The organism is uncultured Agrococcus sp. (assembly GCF_945915485.1).
Classification (GTDB): domain Bacteria; phylum Actinomycetota; class Actinomycetes; order Actinomycetales; family Microbacteriaceae; genus Agrococcus.
The window spans coordinates 1-14,159 of the sequence record NZ_CAMEFJ010000030.1 but is presented as its reverse complement, the minus strand read 5'-3'; the positions used below and the strand labels follow the sequence as shown (position 1 = coordinate 14,159).

Sequence of the window (14,159 nt, the reverse complement as noted above, 5' to 3'; positions counted from 1 at the left end):
CAGCTCGGGCGCGACTTTCGCGCTCCACTTGCAGCAAGGCCGCCTTAAGCGAAGCGGCAAGTTCGGCCAAGCAATCATGGGGACCAGCGCCCGAAGCACACGAAATCTCACGCGGTGAAATCTCGTGGCTCAGACAAGATGCCCCTCAGCGCTTCCGATCCCCGTGGCGACAACTGGAACCAAGCATTAAGGGCAACTACGCGTCCAGGTCATCACTGAGAGCGTCGGCAATGACCTCTCCCATTTCAGAAAAACGATCGAGCGACCCTCTTCGCTTCCTCAGGACACCCCGATACAGGGCGTAAAGAACTAAGGAGTGGCTCACTCGACTCAAGTGAGGATCGATGTCATTACTTCTGCCAACGGGTCCCGTAACTAACGAAATATCCGCAGCTTTTGTGATCGGCGATTGAGCGAAGCTTGTCAATGCAATCACAGTTGCACCATCTTGCTTCGCGGACGCAGCCGTTCGTACGGTGTGCGTGTTAGCGCCTGAGTAGCTCACAGCTAAAACAACATCGCCTTTCCTCATCTGCCTGGCTGCAAACTGTTGCGTGAATACGTCTGCCGGAGAGAGCACGGTCAGCCCTAGAGCAATCAACCGAATGACGGTGTCTTGTGTAGGAGGCAACGAAAATCCGGATGCGCTGACAAGGATACGGTCAGCGGCAATGAGCGCGTCTACCGCCCTGTCAAAGGACTCCTGCGATAACAGCTGCTGGCTGACTTCGATTGCTTCGGATGCCTCCCGATACACCTCATCGAGTACGTGCCCACCCGATGGTCCGGATTCCAGCGGCCCTTTCGCGAGTTCAATCCGCAAATGCTGGTAGCCGCGAAATCCCACGTTCTGGCAGGCACGGATGACCGTCGCGGGGGAACATTTTGCCAGTCTCGCGAGTTCAGCAGTCGAGGTCTCCGCGATGGTCGTCAGATTATCCAGAATTGCCTGAACAACGCGTCCCTCACTCGGACCTAACTGCGGCAGAGCCGCGCGCAAACGCACGAGAGCTGAGCTCTCTTCCTGGGGCTGGTTCAGTTTTCCGTCCACACGGTTATCCTCTCGTGCATCCATGCGACCCGGCAAGAATCCGACCACTCGATGCTCGAGCCAACCGGAGAAGGTTGCAGTTCTTCTGCGCCTGGGGCTGCGTCCTCTGTGTCGATATCGGATCTGGCACATAAGCCCAAACTCCTGCAGTAGACTTGGTTTCGACTCTTGCCCAAGCACGTAACGCACGGAAGGCTCACTGTGAAGCTTCGTCTTGTCGCCGCAGCAACCGCCGGTCTCGCACTCGCCATAGGGCTCACCGGTTGCAACATGCTGACACCCCAGGCAACCACCAACGAGTACAACCCCGGCGACGGCTTGAATGGGGAAACCGGCGACGTCGCTTTCCGCAACGTTCTGCTCGTTGTCGACGCAGACGACCCGTCGCGCGGCAGCCTCAATGTCACGTTCATCAACGAGTCCGACTCGATGCAGCAGATGAGCGTCCAGGTCGGCGAACAGCAGGTGCAGATTCCGCTGCAGCCGGGCGTATCGGTCTTCGGCTACCAGGACAACCAGATCGTGCTGCCGGTCGACGACCCGCTTGCGGGCTCCACTCTCAGCGCCGCGTTCGCGGTTGACGGCGGCGATTCGGTGACGATCGACATCCAGGTGTTCTCTACGGAAGCGATCGGCTACGAAGATCTCGGCCCCACCGCCGAGCCCGTCGATCCGGTCGACGACGAGGATGAGCCGTCGCAAGACGAACAGGCAGAAGAAGAGCAGTAGCCCGCTGCCTCCGGGCTACCCTTCGAAGCGGTAGCCCACTCCTCGAACCGTCAGCAGCTGCGCGGGCTTCGACGGGTCGCGCTCGATCTTCGAGCGCAGTCGTTTGATGTGTACATCAAGGGTTTTCGTGTCGCCGAAGTAGTCGACTCCCCAGACGCGATCGATCAGCTGTCCGCGCGTGAGCACTCTGCCGCTGTTGCGCATAAGGTATTCGAGCAGTTCGAACTCCTTCAGCGGCATCGCGACGTCGGACCCGTCGACGGTCACGGAGTGCCGGTCGGTGTCCAGACGGACCCTCCCCGACTCGACGATCGCATCCGAGACATCCGCATCGCTCTGGTGTCGCCGCAGGACGGCACGGATGCGGGCCACGAGTTCCCTCGTCGAGTACGGTTTGGTCACGTAGTCGTCGGCGCCCAGCTCGAGCCCCACGACCTTGTCGACCTCGGTGTCCTTCGCGGTCACCATGATGATGGGCACGGCCGAGCGTGCGCGCAGCTCACGACACACTTCCGTGCCGCTCTTGCCGGGAAGCATGAGGTCGAGGAGCACGAGGTCGGCCGACTCCGCATCGAATGTCGCGATCGCGCGATCTCCGTCTTCCACGACAGCGACTTCGTATCCTTCGCGTTCCAGTAGGAACGCGAGCGGCTCCGCAATGGCGACTTCGTCCTCGACGATAAGAATGCGTGTCATTCGTTGTCCTCCTGGCTTGGCTCTACGTAGGGAAGTCTGATGGTGAACGTCGAGCCCTCGCCCGGCTTCGACCACACCGAAACCGAGCCACCGTGGCTTCTGGTCACGTGTTTCACGATGGAGAGGCCGAGCCCCGTACCGCCCGTGTGCCGGCTCCTGGCGGGGTCGACGCGATAGAAGCGCTCGAAAACCCTTTGCTGTTCCGCGGGGTCGATGCCGATGCCCCTGTCGGTCACGGCTATCTCAACGCCGTCCTCTGTACGCCGGACTCCGACCCCGACATGCTCGTGATCGTCAGAGTAGGTCACGGCGTTCGCCACGAGGTTCTTGACTGCTGTCGTCAGCATCTGCTGGTCTCCCATGACCGCAATGTCATCGACGACGCGCGAGGTCAATCGGATGCGTTTCGCCTCTGCGGCAACTCGGTTGGCATCGAATGCAGCGTCCACGATTTCGGAGACTCGTACGGGCACGGCGCTCTCAAGCGGATTCACAGTCTGAATGTACGTCAGGTCGATGATCTCCTTCGTCATCGTCCCGAGACGTTGCGCCTCACGCTGCAGCCTGCCGGTGAAGCTCCTCACCCGTTCGAGATCATCACCCGCGGCATCGATTGCGTCCGAGAGCAGGGCGATCGCACCAACCGGCGTTTTCAGCTCGTGCGACACGTTCGCGATGAAGTCACGACGCACGCTGTTGAGCCGCTCTTCTTCCGTGTGATCGTCCGTCAGCAGCAACATGTACTTCGCCCCAAGAGGCGCTGCGCGCACGTGCAGAATGATCTGCTGATCATCGGAGAACCGCCCCTGCGTGAGTTCCACGGTGCGGCTCACGGGAGCACTCGTCTCACGTGAATCGTCGATGACGTCGAGGATGTTGCTGTGCGCGATCTTGCCGTCAGACACCAGACCGAGCAGCTGTGCGCCAGGGGAAGATCGCAGCACGGTGTTGCTGTGATCGAGAATGATGCCACCCGATTCGAGAGCCAGCACCACTTCCACTACACCGCTCGGGATGCTCTCCGTCGTGAGCTCGAGCGCCGCCCGGCCGCGACGCTCCGAGTAATCGATGACCCAATACCCGGCGAGACCTACGAGCGCGCCGAACGCAAACGCGATAAGCACGATGACTGCGGGATCTTGCACCCGTCCAGCCTAATCCCGTCAGCGGCCCGGACACCGCCCGGTCAGCTCGCGTTCACCACCATGGCACCAGGTGTTCACCTAGACTGGGAAGAATGCAGTGCGTGCGCCCGATGAGCGGCGCCCCAACATGAACGGTAGGAACATGCGCGAAGTCTTCCAGCAGGAGCTGGCCGAGGTCCAGGAGCGTCTTGTCGCAATCGCCGAATCGGTGCACGAAGCAATCACCCTTGCCCAGCAGGCTTTCAGCACCAGCGACGTCGCGCTCGCCGAGCGCGTCATCGAAGGCGACCAGCACATCGACGCGCAAGCCGATGAGCTCGACGAGCTCGCAATCGACGTGATCGCCAGACAGGGCCCGGTGGCACGAGACCTCCGCATCCTCGTCTCCTCACTCCGTATTTCTGCATCCCTGGAGCGGATGGGCGACCTGGCTCGCCACATCGCGACACTGGCGCGCTACCGCTTCCCTGACGCCGTCGTGCCCGAGCCGCTCATCTCGACCTTCGAACGGATGGGCGAACTCGACATCGAGATCGCCCGCCTGAACGTCGAACTGTTGAAGACCGAGAATCTCGAATACCACGAGAAGATCAGCGAACTCGACATCGAGCTGGACGAACTGCATAAGAGCGTCTTCGACAGCGTGCTCGCAGAGGAGTGGAACGAGCCGGCGAACGCAACCGTCGACGTCACGCTCGCGAGCCGCTACCACGAGCGCTTTGCAGACCACGCTGTGACCATCGGGAAGAAGATCCAGTACCTCAGCACGGGCGACTGGGCACCTGCTGAAGAGGAAGCCTAACCGACCTGCAAACGCGAAAACGCCCCTTCGCAGGGGCGTTTTCGTTGGTTGCAGGCTGTTTACTTCTCCGACCCCTGATTCGCGACGGCGGCAGCGCCCGCCTCGGCAGCCTCCGGGTCGAGGTACTCCCCTTTGCCGAGCGCTTCGAGATTCTCGTCGAGGCGGTACACGAGCGGGATGCCCGTGGGGATGTTCAAGGATGAGATCTCGTCGTCGCCGATGCCCTCGAGATGCTTCACGAGGCCGCGCAGCGAATTGCCGTGTGCTGCGACGAGCACGGTCTTGTCGTCGCGCAGGTCGTCAGCGATCGCGCCGTCCCAGTACGGCAGCAGTCGATCGATGACCTGCTTGAGCGCCTCGGTCTTCGGCTGATCGCCATCGATATCGACGTAGCGCGGGTCGCCGGACTGCGAGAAGTCGCTGTCGTCTGCGATCTCCGGCGGCGGAACATCGAACGAGCGGCGCCACAGCATGAACTGCTCCTCACCGTACTGTTCGAGGGTTTCCGCTTTGTCCTTACCCTGCAGGTCGCCGTAGTGGCGCTCATTCAGTCGCCAGCTGCGACGAACGGGAATCCAGGCCCGGTCGGCGGCGTCCAGCGCGATGTTCGCGGTCTGGATAGCACGGGTGAGCAGCGAAGTGTGGACGACGTCGGGGCGGATGCCGCGCTCGCGGAGCATGACGCCCCCGCGTTCGGCCTCAGTGCACCCGAGGTTCGTGAGCCGGACATCCACCCAGCCGGTGAAGAGGTTCTGGGCATTCCATTCCGACTGACCGTGACGGAGCAGGATGAGCGTGCGTTCTGTCATGGAATCCACTCTAAGCCACGCCGCCTGAGCACGCTGATGGGAGGATGAGAACATACCGAAACCCCGTGCTCGCGTGGTAGGAGTTCGAGGCTGCGATAGAAGCGGGGCTGCAGCGACGGGCGCGTGCCGTCGCAGGTGGCATTCTGAGTGGCGACGCGGGCGGACCCGGCAATGAACGTGCTGCGCTGTACGAGGAGCACGAAGTGCCGGGCATCTCGCGGCGATGGCGCTCGCGCTGCTGTGAGCCGTCAGCGATTGCAGGTGCCGGTCGAGACGGGCGTATCCATGCTCCCCAGGGCGTCAACGACCGGCAAGAGCTCCTCGTTCGACATCGCGTAGCCGATGTTGGCGCGCGTCTCGTCCTTTGCGAAGATCACGCCGGCGATTTCGCCGCTCTCCGTCAGGAGGGGCCCGCCCGAGTTTCCGGGTTCGACGACCGCTTCCAGCGTCAGCACAGATCGTTCTGACGCCGAGCCTCCGTAGATGTCCGTGACCGCGATCGTCCCTGACGCGGCAACGGCCGCCGGAACGTTGCGGAATGCGCCTCCGTGCGGGTACCCCTGCACGACCGCCGCGTCTCCAGGTTGCACCGAATCGGCGATGTCGAGCGGCGGCGCTTCGACGTCGGCAGCGATGACGGCGAGATCTTGAGCCGGGTCGAAGTAGACGACCCTGCCGTCCTGCGCTCGCTCGCCGGGCAGCTCGACCATGACCGTCTCGACTCCCGCCACGACGTGCGCGTTGGTGACGAGCATCCCGTCGTCGACGACGAAGGCGCTGCCGCTCTGGAGCGAACCGCATGCCGACGCCAACCCCGAAACGCGCGCAACGGACATCGCGGCCTGCGCCAGCTCGGGGCTCTCGGTTTCGATGCCGTCGAGATCCGGCGTCTGCGAGAAGTCGACATCGTCGAGCAGTCCGTCGATCGTGGGCAGGACCGTGTCACCGAGAATCGCACCGTGCAGTCTCGCCATGCCATCGGTCAGAGGAGCGGGTGTTACATCGTCGATCGCCCGCAGAATATTCGAGGACGCGACGGCAGAGGAGACGAACGGGATGCCCGCTGCAGCAATGCCGGCACCCGTGAGCGAGAGGGCGAGCGTTGCCGCAACCGTCGTGACGATCCCGCCCAGCAGACGTTCGAGCACCCGGAGTTTCAGTTTGTCGGCTCCGCTGCGGATGAGCGCCCCGATCGCGGCGCCCGCACCGGCCCCGAGCAGCAGAAGCCCGACCGCGCTTCCGATGACGGCGGTTCCGCGCCACGCATCATCGGTGACGGCAGAGCTCACCAGCGGTAGAACCCACGGCGCCAGGATCCCCCCGACGACAAGGCCGCAGATCATGCCGAGCGATGAGAACAGCCCGATCCGCAAGCCGGTGCCCAGCGCGCCGAGGACCAGCAGCACGATCAGGACATCGATCACTATCGGCATGGAGTTCTCCTCCGGTCACGGGGTGGTCGGGCACGCGTCCCGGTGCATGCTATTCACCGCTGCTATGGCGATCCCATGACGGATACGGTTACTCGCGTCGCGGGCGCTTCACAGCGCCCAGTCTGGGAAGCCTGGGCGGCTTGTTGGCCTGACCGGCTCCCGGGGGCACGAGCAGCTCCTGCGAGGCCGTCACCCGGTGCGTGCCGTCATCCCCTGCGTGCACCGTGAGCACCGCTTCGGGGTCGACCCTGCGCTTCAGCAGCGCAAGCGCGATAGGACCCAGCTCGTAGTGGTACGCGAAGCTCGTGACATGTCCCGCCGCCTTTTCGCCGGCGACGACTTCGGCGCCCGGCTCCGGAAGCACGGAGTCCGAGCCGTCGAGGTGCAATAGCGTGAGCCTGCGAGGAGGGGCGCCGAGATTATGCACCTTCGCGACGGTCTCCTGGCCCCTATAGCAACCCTTGTTGAGGTGGACCGCGGTTGCGAGCCAGTCGAGCTCGTGCGGGATCGTGCGTTCATCCACGTCCGAAAAGGCGGGACGACCTGCCGCTACGCGTGCGGCGTCGTAGGCCCCGTAACCCACGACGGGTACCTCGGTTGCGCTCAAGGATGCGGCGACTTCGGGCGTTACGATCACTTCTCGCCACGCCCAGGGGTCATCGCCTCGATACGACCCGTAACGGACGCCGCCCTCGATGGTGTCCGGCCATGCATCGCGCCAGACCGTACCGTCCGGAGCGTCGATCTCGCCGGAGACTCCGACCACGACCGCATCCGCAACCGCTTCGATGTCGACCTGCCGCATGAACCGCATCCGTTCGAGGAACTCGATCAGCGGAGCGGCTCTGCCGACATCGACGATCGCCCACAGCGACTCACCGTCTTCGACGAGTCGCATGGCGTGCTCGATCTTGCCCTGCGGGCTGAGCACGAGATTCTCCGTGCTCTGACCGGCCGAGAGATCGAGCTGCTGCGACGTTATGGAGTCGAGCCAGGTCAGCCGATCCGGGCCGCTGAGTTTGATGACTTCTCGCGGGAGCGGCACATAGGCACCGCGCTGAAACGCCCGTTGTTCACGCACCGGCTCGCCGAAGTGCTGCGGCACTCCGTTGTCGTCCAGAACGGCTCCTTGACGGTCGGCGAAGATGGTCATGACTTTCCCGACGCGTCCGATGCTTCCCGCTTCGCAAGACGAGCGGATGCGTGCGAGACGACTTCGGCGCCCTCCGTGCCGATGTCCCAGGCCCACAGCAGATGCTCCTGCACGTATCCGAGCATGCGCGTTGAGGCGCTGTGCTGCTTCGCGCTCGGGGAGCGCAGAACAGCATCGGTAGCGAGATCGATACGGGGTCCGTTCGCGACTCCCATGTACAGCTCCTGCACGCCGTTCGGATGCACGATCGATGCTTCTACTTCGAAGCCGCCGTCGTCGCGGCGCAGCTTCTCGAGCTCTTCGGCCGATGCTATCGCGGAGCCGGTCGCCGGCAGCATGCCGGGGCCCAGGTCCGTCGGCCCGGGTGATCTGGCGAGCCGCCAGAAGCCGGTTTCAATGCTGATCAGCGCATCCGTATCGAGGCGACGGCTGCGCGCTTCGTACTGCAGGTACGGCAGCCCCTGGTGGGCGAAGGAAACCGTCTGCGCGAACTCTATTTCGACGCGGTCGTCATCGACCGGGTACGAGATGACGCCGGTTCCCTCCCACTCGCCGACCAGCCACGCGAGCGGCGCGAGTTCGCTCGGCAGGGATCCATCGATCGTCAGCACGGGAACGATCTACCGCTTACCGCTGACCCCGGAAGAGACCGCGGAGCACCACGATGGCGCCGCCGAGGATCGCAACCGATGCGAGGCCGAGCAGGCCGATGAAGAAGATCTCGAAGGCGATAACGGGAATCTGATCCATGCAACCAGCCTACGCCACCGTCACCGTGCATAGCGCGACGCCCTCGGGCGCCGATTCACGCAGGCGGCCAGAGCACGAACAGCACGACGGAGGCGAGCCCGAGGATGACGAGCGCTCCCCCGACACCCCACCCGAGGCGCGACATGTGGCCAGGCGTTGTCGGCACGAGCAGCTGCAGCGCGAACGCGATCAGCGTGCACAGGCCGAATGCGATCGCGAGCCAAGTCGCTGCGGTTTTCGGCACCACGAGGCCGATCAGCGTCGAGAGCGTAACTGCGGCCAACCAGACGGGCAGCACCGTCGCCCACAGCACCCCGCGCGGGCCAGAAGCGCCAGCGACATCGAACTGCCGCTTCGAGGCGGCCGGGTCTGGCGGTGATTTACTCACATCTCCATACTAGGTTGATTACCGAGGCAGGAGGACCGATGGCAGACACCACCAGGATCGAAGCGCTCGGAGCAGCGGTTCGCGAGCATGACGGAGCTCCGCCGTTCAACGATCAAGCACTGATCGAAGCGCGCAGGGGCGAACGCGAGGTCATCGAAAACGACGGCGGAATCGCGCTCGTTGCGGCTGCCGAAGCCGAGTTGGCGGTGTGGCCCGAGCAACGCGGCAAAGGGTTCGGTCGCGAACTCGCATCGCTCGTCGCCGATCATTTCTCGGGCAGCACCTGGAGCGCATGGGCGCACGGCGACCATCCCGCAGCTGCGCGATTGGCCGAAGAATTCGGGCTTCGACGCACACGTGAGCTGCTGCAGCTGCGTGCCCGCGTTCCTTCCGATGCAGTCGTGCCGAGTACCGTTCGTGCATTCACGGATGACGACGGGGATGCCTGGCTGCGAGTCAACGCAGCGGCCTTCGCCGGTCATCCCGAGCAGGGGTCGCTCACGGCTGGCGACTTGGCCGACCGACGCTCTGCTGCGTGGCACAGCGACGACAACCTACTGCTGCACGAAACCGATGGCGAGCTCGATGCCTTCACCTGGTTGAAGCCCCATGGGGACGACATCGTCGAGCTCTACGCCGTCGGCGTTGCGCCGAACGCGCAGGGACGCGGGCTGGGGCGCACCATGATGGATGCGACCTTCGGACGGATGCGCGAGCTCGGTGCCGAAACAGCTCACCTCTACGTCGAGGGAGATAACCTCCCCGCTCTCGAACTGTACAAGCGCTTCGGTTTCGAGCGCTGGGCCATCGACGTCCAGTACAGCGTGTAGGTGGACTCTCTGTGGCGCTTTGTCCTTCGTCCAAGCAAATAGGGGCCGTTTCGGTATTCGCGCGACATTCGTTTCAAGTCTTGCTTGAGACTTTGGGGTGCTTTCGCGCATTTTTCGTGGTTCTGTCGGTGTTGATGTCGGTGGTCCCGTCCACACTGATCAGTACGTAGCAGAGCACGCGACGCAGCGGCGAAACGAGGTGAACGGTCATGGCGATGGATGTGCAGGTGCATTTCGACATCGAGCCTCGCTGGAGCGTGCGCGACATCGTCGAGCATGCCGACGGCACCTGCACTGTCGACGATGTGCCGTTCACATCGCTAGAACGCGCGTACGCACACATCCATCTACGTAACGAACTCGATCTCACCATCGAGCGACTGCAGGAGTTGGAGCGCGATGTCGAGAAGGTCATCGCCCTCCGCGAAGACTACCGCGGAGCAGCGCGCGAACTGATCGACAGATTGGTCGAGCGTCAGGACGGAGATCCCGAACCGCTGTTCAACGAGCTGCACGATGACGTTACTACCGGTCTTGCCGCGAACCTACGAAAGTCGGAACGCGCGGTACAGGGCCAGCTAGACGAAGCCGCGGCACTGCGCAGCAATTTTCCGAACACGCACTGCGCCTGGATGGATGGTGAAATCCACATCGGCCACGTGCGCGTGATAAGCAAAGCGGCACAGGACCTCGACACCAGCGCGCTGCCGGAATACGAACACCTCGTTCTGCCGCAAGCGCGCTGCAAGACACCGGCTCAGCTGGCACGGGTCGCGAACCGTATCGCCCGTCGTCTCGCGTCGCCGCCGACTCCCGAAGCCGTCGATGAGGCCGTCCAGGATCGCGCCGTCTGGCTCACCCAGCAGCCCGACGGGATGACGCACCTGACGATCAAGACGACCCCGATACTGGCTGAGGCAGCCTACGATCGGCTGCGACAGGCCTTCGGGCAACGCGACCGACAAGACGATCGCGGCTTGCACCAGCACATGAGCGATTCCGCTATGCGGTTGCTCCTAACCGGCACCGCTCCGCCTGCGGACGACGCAAACACCGATGTGGGCAGTACTGCGATCGGAGCGGGCTTCATGGCCGGTGTCACGGCACGCGTCACCGTGACCATGCCGGCAACGCTCCTCACGCACGGTCGCACCCTCGATGGTCTCCCCGGAGCCGAACTCCCCGACGGCACACTCATCGATGATGGCACAGCTCTTCTGCTGGCCGCAGGCGTGACGTCATGGACCAGACTGTTCACCGACCCCGTCACCGGCGTCGCCATCACCGCCGACGTATACCAACCCACGGCGTCACTGCGCAGACTCATCATCGGCAGAGACCAGACGTGTCGCTTCCCTGGCTGCAGCCGTCCCGCAGTCAGAACCGACCTCGACCACACCGTCGATTGGCAATACGGCGGAACAACGACGCCCCAGAACCTCGCGGCGCTGTGCCGACGACATCACGTACTCAAACATCGCGACGGACCGCACTCGGGATGGATCGTGCAGCAGACGAAACCGGGCGAACTGCTCTGGCTCGGGCCCCGCGGCAACCTGCATCGCGTCAAACCCGAGCCAATACCGACCGCCATCTCACCACCGGACGAACAGGGCAGAACCCGCGCCCTCGACCCCTGGAAACCGCCCCCGGAACCACCGGACAAATCCGGTATCCCGTTCTAAGTCGTTCCAGGGCGCTGCTCGAGCTGCAACAGCAGTGTGCCCTCGTCGAAGGCGTGACCGGCATGCCGGAATCCGAGACGCGCAACCGAGCCGAACGCAACTCGCGCAGTGGCTGAAAGTCACCCGGAGATTCTGTAGAGCTCAGCCCGCAAGGGCGGGCTGTTGACCGCGACTCCCCCGCCGAACCGAACCCGGAGTGCTGCCGACGATGCGGGTGAACGCTCGATTGAATCCGGCTTCCGACCGATATCCGAGCTCAGTGGCGAGACTTGCCGCCGTGATGTTCTCATCGCGCAGCCGGGTGTATGCGATGTTCATACGCCAACGGGTGAGATACGTGATCGGCGCTTCGCCGACGAGTTCTGTGAACAACGTGCTGAACGATGATCTCGACAGAGTTGCCACCCGGGCAAGTCGCTCCAGCGTCCACTCGCGGCCGGGCTCGGCATGGATCGCTTCGAGCGCGCGCCCGATTCGGGCATCCTGAAGAGCGCATAGCCATCCAGCCTCGGTTCCCGTGCCACTGGCCAGCCAGGCACGTATCGCCTGGACCACGAGAATATCCGCGAGCCTGGTGGCCACCGCCTCTCCCCCGGGCTGCGGCTGGGAGAGTTCCCGTGCCATGAGGCGCAGTGTGTCTCGAATCGACGATGCGGCCGAGACCGTATCGCTGCCGATGTGGAGCACCGGCGGGAGTGCACGCAGGAGCTCACGAGCTGCTGGATCGTCGAATGACACGATGCCGCAGATCATCTGCGAAGCACGGCCGGTGCCCCCATACCGTAGAACGGAGTAGTGGTCGGTGAGGTAGTCCTGGGGCAGGAGGTCGACACGGGGCCCCGGTGCCGCTTCTTCGGAACTCGCGAGATCGTGCCCCAGCCCGTGCGGAACCAGGGTGAGGTCGCCCGCACGCAGCTCGAGTGGCTCTGCACCCGGCATCCGGAGCCAGGAAGCACCGGAGGTGAGCACATGGAAACTGATCGAGTCGGGAATAGAAGGCATTTCGAAAGACCACGGCTCGCCGAGCTCGGCGTGCGAGTAGAAGGTGCTGCGCATACGCAGCGTGTGCAACGCTCGCGCCAGTCGATCGGTGCCTCCGGCGCTGGGTCCCGGCCTCATACGGCCAAGCTTCTCATGTATATACGCCAATAGTTCGCATGAATCGGTTGAATGGATAAGGAAAGCGGCAAAACTGGCATGGTTAATTCGATTTCTTCTCCGTAGCGTGAAACTCGCAATCAAACGAAACGAGAGGAAACCACCATGTATGTCGTCGCAGGAGCAACGGGTCGAGTCGGATCTGTTGTGGCCAAGACCCTATTGACCAACGGTGCCGGTGTTCGTGTGCTGGTTCGCCGAAGCTCGGATGCCGAACAGTGGCGCGCCGAGGGAGCCGACGTGCGCATTCTGCAGCTCGACGACCGAGCCGCGCTCGCCGACGCGCTCCGCGGGTGCGCGGGATTCTTCACACTGCTGCCGTTCGATCTGCACGTCGCCAACCTGGCCGAACACGCCGAGCGACTGACGTGTTCGATTGCGGGCGCCGTCGCCGACGCGGCGGTACCGCACGTTGTGATGCTCTCTTCCATGGGCGCCGACCTCGCTGAGGGCACCGGCCCGATCACCGGTCTCAACCGACTTGAGCGAGCGTTGCGTGAGACGGGCACTGTGCTCACAGCCCTGCGCTCGGGCCACTTCCAGGAGAAGGTGGCTGACGTCATCGAAATCGCCCGCGAGAGCGGCGTGTACCCGGTCTTCGCCGACTCAGCCGACACGCCGGTGCCGATGGTCGCGACGGCAGACCTCGGTTCTGTCGCGGCAAGAGCACTCCAGACGCCTCCCGACACCAGTGAGAACCTCGACATCCTCGGCGCCTCCTACTCTGAGCGCGCCGTCGCGAAACTGCTGGGCGAATCGCTGGGCAGGGAACTGCGAGTTACAACGGTTCCCGAAGAAGCGTGGTCGGCCGCATTCGTTGAGGCGGGGTTCCGTCCACACGTTGCAGACAGCCTCGCGGAGCTCTACCGTGCCGACGCCCAGGGCCTCCTTGCGCCGCGAGGGGATCGCAGCGTGCTCGTCGACATCCCGATGGAAGCGACCCTCGCCGGTATGCTCGCAGGTCGTTGAGAAGTGAGTGGAACCTCACCCGTCCTCGAGGTATTACTCGTTGCCGCGATCGTCTCCAACGGGCTGCTTGCCGGACTTTTCTTCGCGTTCGCCTGCGCCATCGCCCCCGGGCTCCACGGCGTCTCGAACGTCGGCTACGTGCAGGCGTTCCGCTCTATCAACGTGGCGATCCTGAACCCGTGGTTCCTCCTCGTATTCTTCGCCGCGCCACTGACAGCGGGTGCCTACGCGGTGCTCGACAGCCTGCAGACAACCACGAACGCACCGTTGTTGGCCTGGGCGGGCGCGGCTTGCGCCGTGATCTCGTTCACCATCACGGCGGGGCGCAACGTACCCCTGAACACACAGCTCGATCGTGCCCAAGCTGGAACAGCACCGGAATATCGGGTCGCTCGCGATCGATTCGAGGCCCGCTGGAACCATTGGAACCTAGCGCGCACTGTCGCGAGCATCGGTTCGTTCATAAGCTTGATTATGGCGGGAGTGCTCCCCTGATGAACCGGCTTTGTTGTTCGAGCCGAGCACGACTGGATTCAAATGGGCGTCGCAGCTCGCCCTAGG

General features: G+C 63.6%; 16 protein-coding genes. 6 read left to right on the top strand and 10 right to left on the bottom strand.

Annotation, left to right across the window (positions count from 1 at the left end; translation table 11 throughout):
- Positions 1-196 precede the first annotated feature (196 nt).
- Positions 197-1,051 carry a MurR/RpiR family transcriptional regulator gene (locus Q0O95_RS06925; RefSeq protein WP_293696693.1) on the bottom strand — a complete coding sequence of 285 codons (855 nt, stop codon included), beginning with the start codon at positions 1,049-1,051 and terminating at the stop codon, positions 197-199.
- A 201-nt stretch (positions 1,052-1,252) separates the two neighbouring features.
- Between Q0O95_RS06925 and Q0O95_RS06920 the strand changes: the two genes are divergently transcribed.
- Positions 1,253-1,780: a hypothetical protein gene (locus Q0O95_RS06920; RefSeq protein ID WP_293696691.1), complete on the top strand. Its 528-nt coding sequence runs from the start codon at positions 1,253-1,255 to the stop codon at positions 1,778-1,780.
- A 15-nt stretch (positions 1,781-1,795) separates the two neighbouring features.
- On the opposite strand, the gene Q0O95_RS06915 is transcribed toward Q0O95_RS06920, so the two are convergent.
- Together Q0O95_RS06915 and Q0O95_RS06910 are read right to left on the bottom strand one after the other, a co-directional pair.
- Positions 1,796-2,476: a response regulator transcription factor gene (locus Q0O95_RS06915; protein ID WP_293696689.1), complete on the bottom strand. Its 681-nt coding sequence runs from the start codon at positions 2,474-2,476 to the stop codon at positions 1,796-1,798.
- On the bottom strand, positions 2,473-3,621 hold the full coding sequence (locus tag Q0O95_RS06910) for an ATP-binding protein (protein ID WP_293696687.1): 1,149 nt from the start codon (positions 3,619-3,621) through the stop codon (positions 2,473-2,475). Before Q0O95_RS06910 ends, Q0O95_RS06915 begins: the two co-directional genes overlap by 4 nt.
- A gap of 142 nt (positions 3,622-3,763) precedes the next feature.
- On the opposite strand from Q0O95_RS06910, the gene phoU reads away from it, so the two are divergent.
- On the top strand, positions 3,764-4,423 hold the full coding sequence (gene phoU, locus Q0O95_RS06905) for a phosphate signaling complex protein PhoU (protein WP_293696723.1): 660 nt from the start codon (positions 3,764-3,766) through the stop codon (positions 4,421-4,423).
- Between the two features lie 59 nt (positions 4,424-4,482).
- Here the strand turns inward: phoU and Q0O95_RS06900 are convergent, their stop codons facing one another.
- The 6 genes from Q0O95_RS06900 to Q0O95_RS06875 all read right to left on the bottom strand — a co-directional run bounded on the left by Q0O95_RS06900 (position 4,483) and on the right by Q0O95_RS06875 (position 8,956).
- Complete coding sequence (locus Q0O95_RS06900; RefSeq protein ID WP_293696685.1) at positions 4,483-5,232, bottom strand: phosphoglyceromutase; 750 nt, start codon at positions 5,230-5,232, stop codon at positions 4,483-4,485.
- 248 nt (positions 5,233-5,480) lie between these two features.
- A complete protein-coding gene (locus Q0O95_RS06895; protein ID WP_293696684.1) occupies positions 5,481-6,665 on the bottom strand; it encodes a MarP family serine protease in 1,185 nt (394 codons plus the stop codon).
- Between the two features lie 88 nt (positions 6,666-6,753).
- The gene (locus tag Q0O95_RS06890) at positions 6,754-7,818 is read right to left on the bottom strand and encodes a glycine cleavage T C-terminal barrel domain-containing protein (RefSeq protein WP_293696682.1); all 1,065 of its coding nucleotides are present in this window, start codon (positions 7,816-7,818) and stop codon (positions 6,754-6,756) included.
- Positions 7,815-8,429 carry an FABP family protein gene (locus tag Q0O95_RS06885; protein ID WP_293696680.1) on the bottom strand — a complete coding sequence of 205 codons (615 nt, stop codon included), beginning with the start codon at positions 8,427-8,429 and terminating at the stop codon, positions 7,815-7,817. The genes Q0O95_RS06890 and Q0O95_RS06885 overlap by 4 nt, the downstream gene beginning before the upstream one ends.
- Positions 8,430-8,445: 16 nt before the next feature.
- A complete protein-coding gene (locus Q0O95_RS06880; RefSeq protein WP_293696679.1) occupies positions 8,446-8,568 on the bottom strand; it encodes a hypothetical protein in 123 nt (40 codons plus the stop codon).
- Between the two features lie 55 nt (positions 8,569-8,623).
- A complete protein-coding gene (locus Q0O95_RS06875) occupies positions 8,624-8,956 on the bottom strand; it encodes a hypothetical protein (protein WP_293696677.1) in 333 nt (110 codons plus the stop codon).
- Between the two features lie 38 nt (positions 8,957-8,994).
- Between Q0O95_RS06875 and mshD the strand changes: the two genes are divergently transcribed.
- Together mshD and Q0O95_RS06865 are read left to right on the top strand one after the other, a co-directional pair.
- Complete coding sequence (gene mshD / locus Q0O95_RS06870; protein ID WP_293696675.1) at positions 8,995-9,786, top strand: mycothiol synthase; 792 nt, start codon at positions 8,995-8,997, stop codon at positions 9,784-9,786.
- 209 nt (positions 9,787-9,995) lie between these two features.
- The gene (locus tag Q0O95_RS06865; protein ID WP_293696674.1) at positions 9,996-11,471 is read left to right on the top strand and encodes an HNH endonuclease signature motif containing protein; all 1,476 of its coding nucleotides are present in this window, start codon (positions 9,996-9,998) and stop codon (positions 11,469-11,471) included.
- Between the two features lie 141 nt (positions 11,472-11,612).
- Here the strand turns inward: Q0O95_RS06865 and Q0O95_RS06860 are convergent, their stop codons facing one another.
- The gene (locus tag Q0O95_RS06860; protein WP_293696672.1) at positions 11,613-12,590 is read right to left on the bottom strand and encodes an AraC family transcriptional regulator; all 978 of its coding nucleotides are present in this window, start codon (positions 12,588-12,590) and stop codon (positions 11,613-11,615) included.
- 144 nt (positions 12,591-12,734) lie between these two features.
- Between Q0O95_RS06860 and Q0O95_RS06855 the strand changes: the two genes are divergently transcribed.
- Both Q0O95_RS06855 and Q0O95_RS06850 read left to right on the top strand, forming a co-directional pair.
- Positions 12,735-13,598 carry an NAD(P)H-binding protein gene (locus tag Q0O95_RS06855; protein ID WP_293696671.1) on the top strand — a complete coding sequence of 288 codons (864 nt, stop codon included), beginning with the start codon at positions 12,735-12,737 and terminating at the stop codon, positions 13,596-13,598.
- Positions 13,599-13,601: 3 nt separating this feature from the next.
- Positions 13,602-14,093, top strand: a complete 492-nt coding sequence (locus tag Q0O95_RS06850) for an anthrone oxygenase family protein (protein ID WP_293696669.1) — start codon at positions 13,602-13,604, stop codon at positions 14,091-14,093.
- Positions 14,094-14,159: the final 66 nt, after the last annotated feature.

Excerpts from the sequence above, each read along its gene's own strand:
- Q0O95_RS06915 (WP_293696689.1), bottom strand. The coding sequence starts at position 2,476 with ATGACACGCATTCTTATCGTCGAGGACGAAGTCGCCATTGCGGAGCCG.
- phoU (WP_293696723.1), top strand. The coding sequence starts at position 3,764 with ATGCGCGAAGTCTTCCAGCAGGAGCTGGCCGAGGTCCAGGAGCGTCTT.
- Q0O95_RS06900 (WP_293696685.1), bottom strand. The coding sequence starts at position 5,232 with ATGACAGAACGCACGCTCATCCTGCTCCGTCACGGTCAGTCGGAATGG.
- Q0O95_RS06895 (WP_293696684.1), bottom strand. The coding sequence starts at position 6,665 with ATGCCGATAGTGATCGATGTCCTGATCGTGCTGCTGGTCCTCGGCGCG.
- Q0O95_RS06890 (WP_293696682.1), bottom strand. The coding sequence starts at position 7,818 with ATGACCATCTTCGCCGACCGTCAAGGAGCCGTTCTGGACGACAACGGA.
- Q0O95_RS06880 (WP_293696679.1), bottom strand. The coding sequence starts at position 8,568 with ATGGATCAGATTCCCGTTATCGCCTTCGAGATCTTCTTCATCGGCCTG.
- mshD (WP_293696675.1), top strand. The coding sequence starts at position 8,995 with ATGGCAGACACCACCAGGATCGAAGCGCTCGGAGCAGCGGTTCGCGAG.
- Q0O95_RS06865 (WP_293696674.1), top strand. The coding sequence starts at position 9,996 with ATGGCGATGGATGTGCAGGTGCATTTCGACATCGAGCCTCGCTGGAGC.
- Q0O95_RS06860 (WP_293696672.1), bottom strand. The coding sequence starts at position 12,590 with ATGAGGCCGGGACCCAGCGCCGGAGGCACCGATCGACTGGCGCGAGCG.
- Q0O95_RS06855 (WP_293696671.1), top strand. The coding sequence starts at position 12,735 with ATGTATGTCGTCGCAGGAGCAACGGGTCGAGTCGGATCTGTTGTGGCC.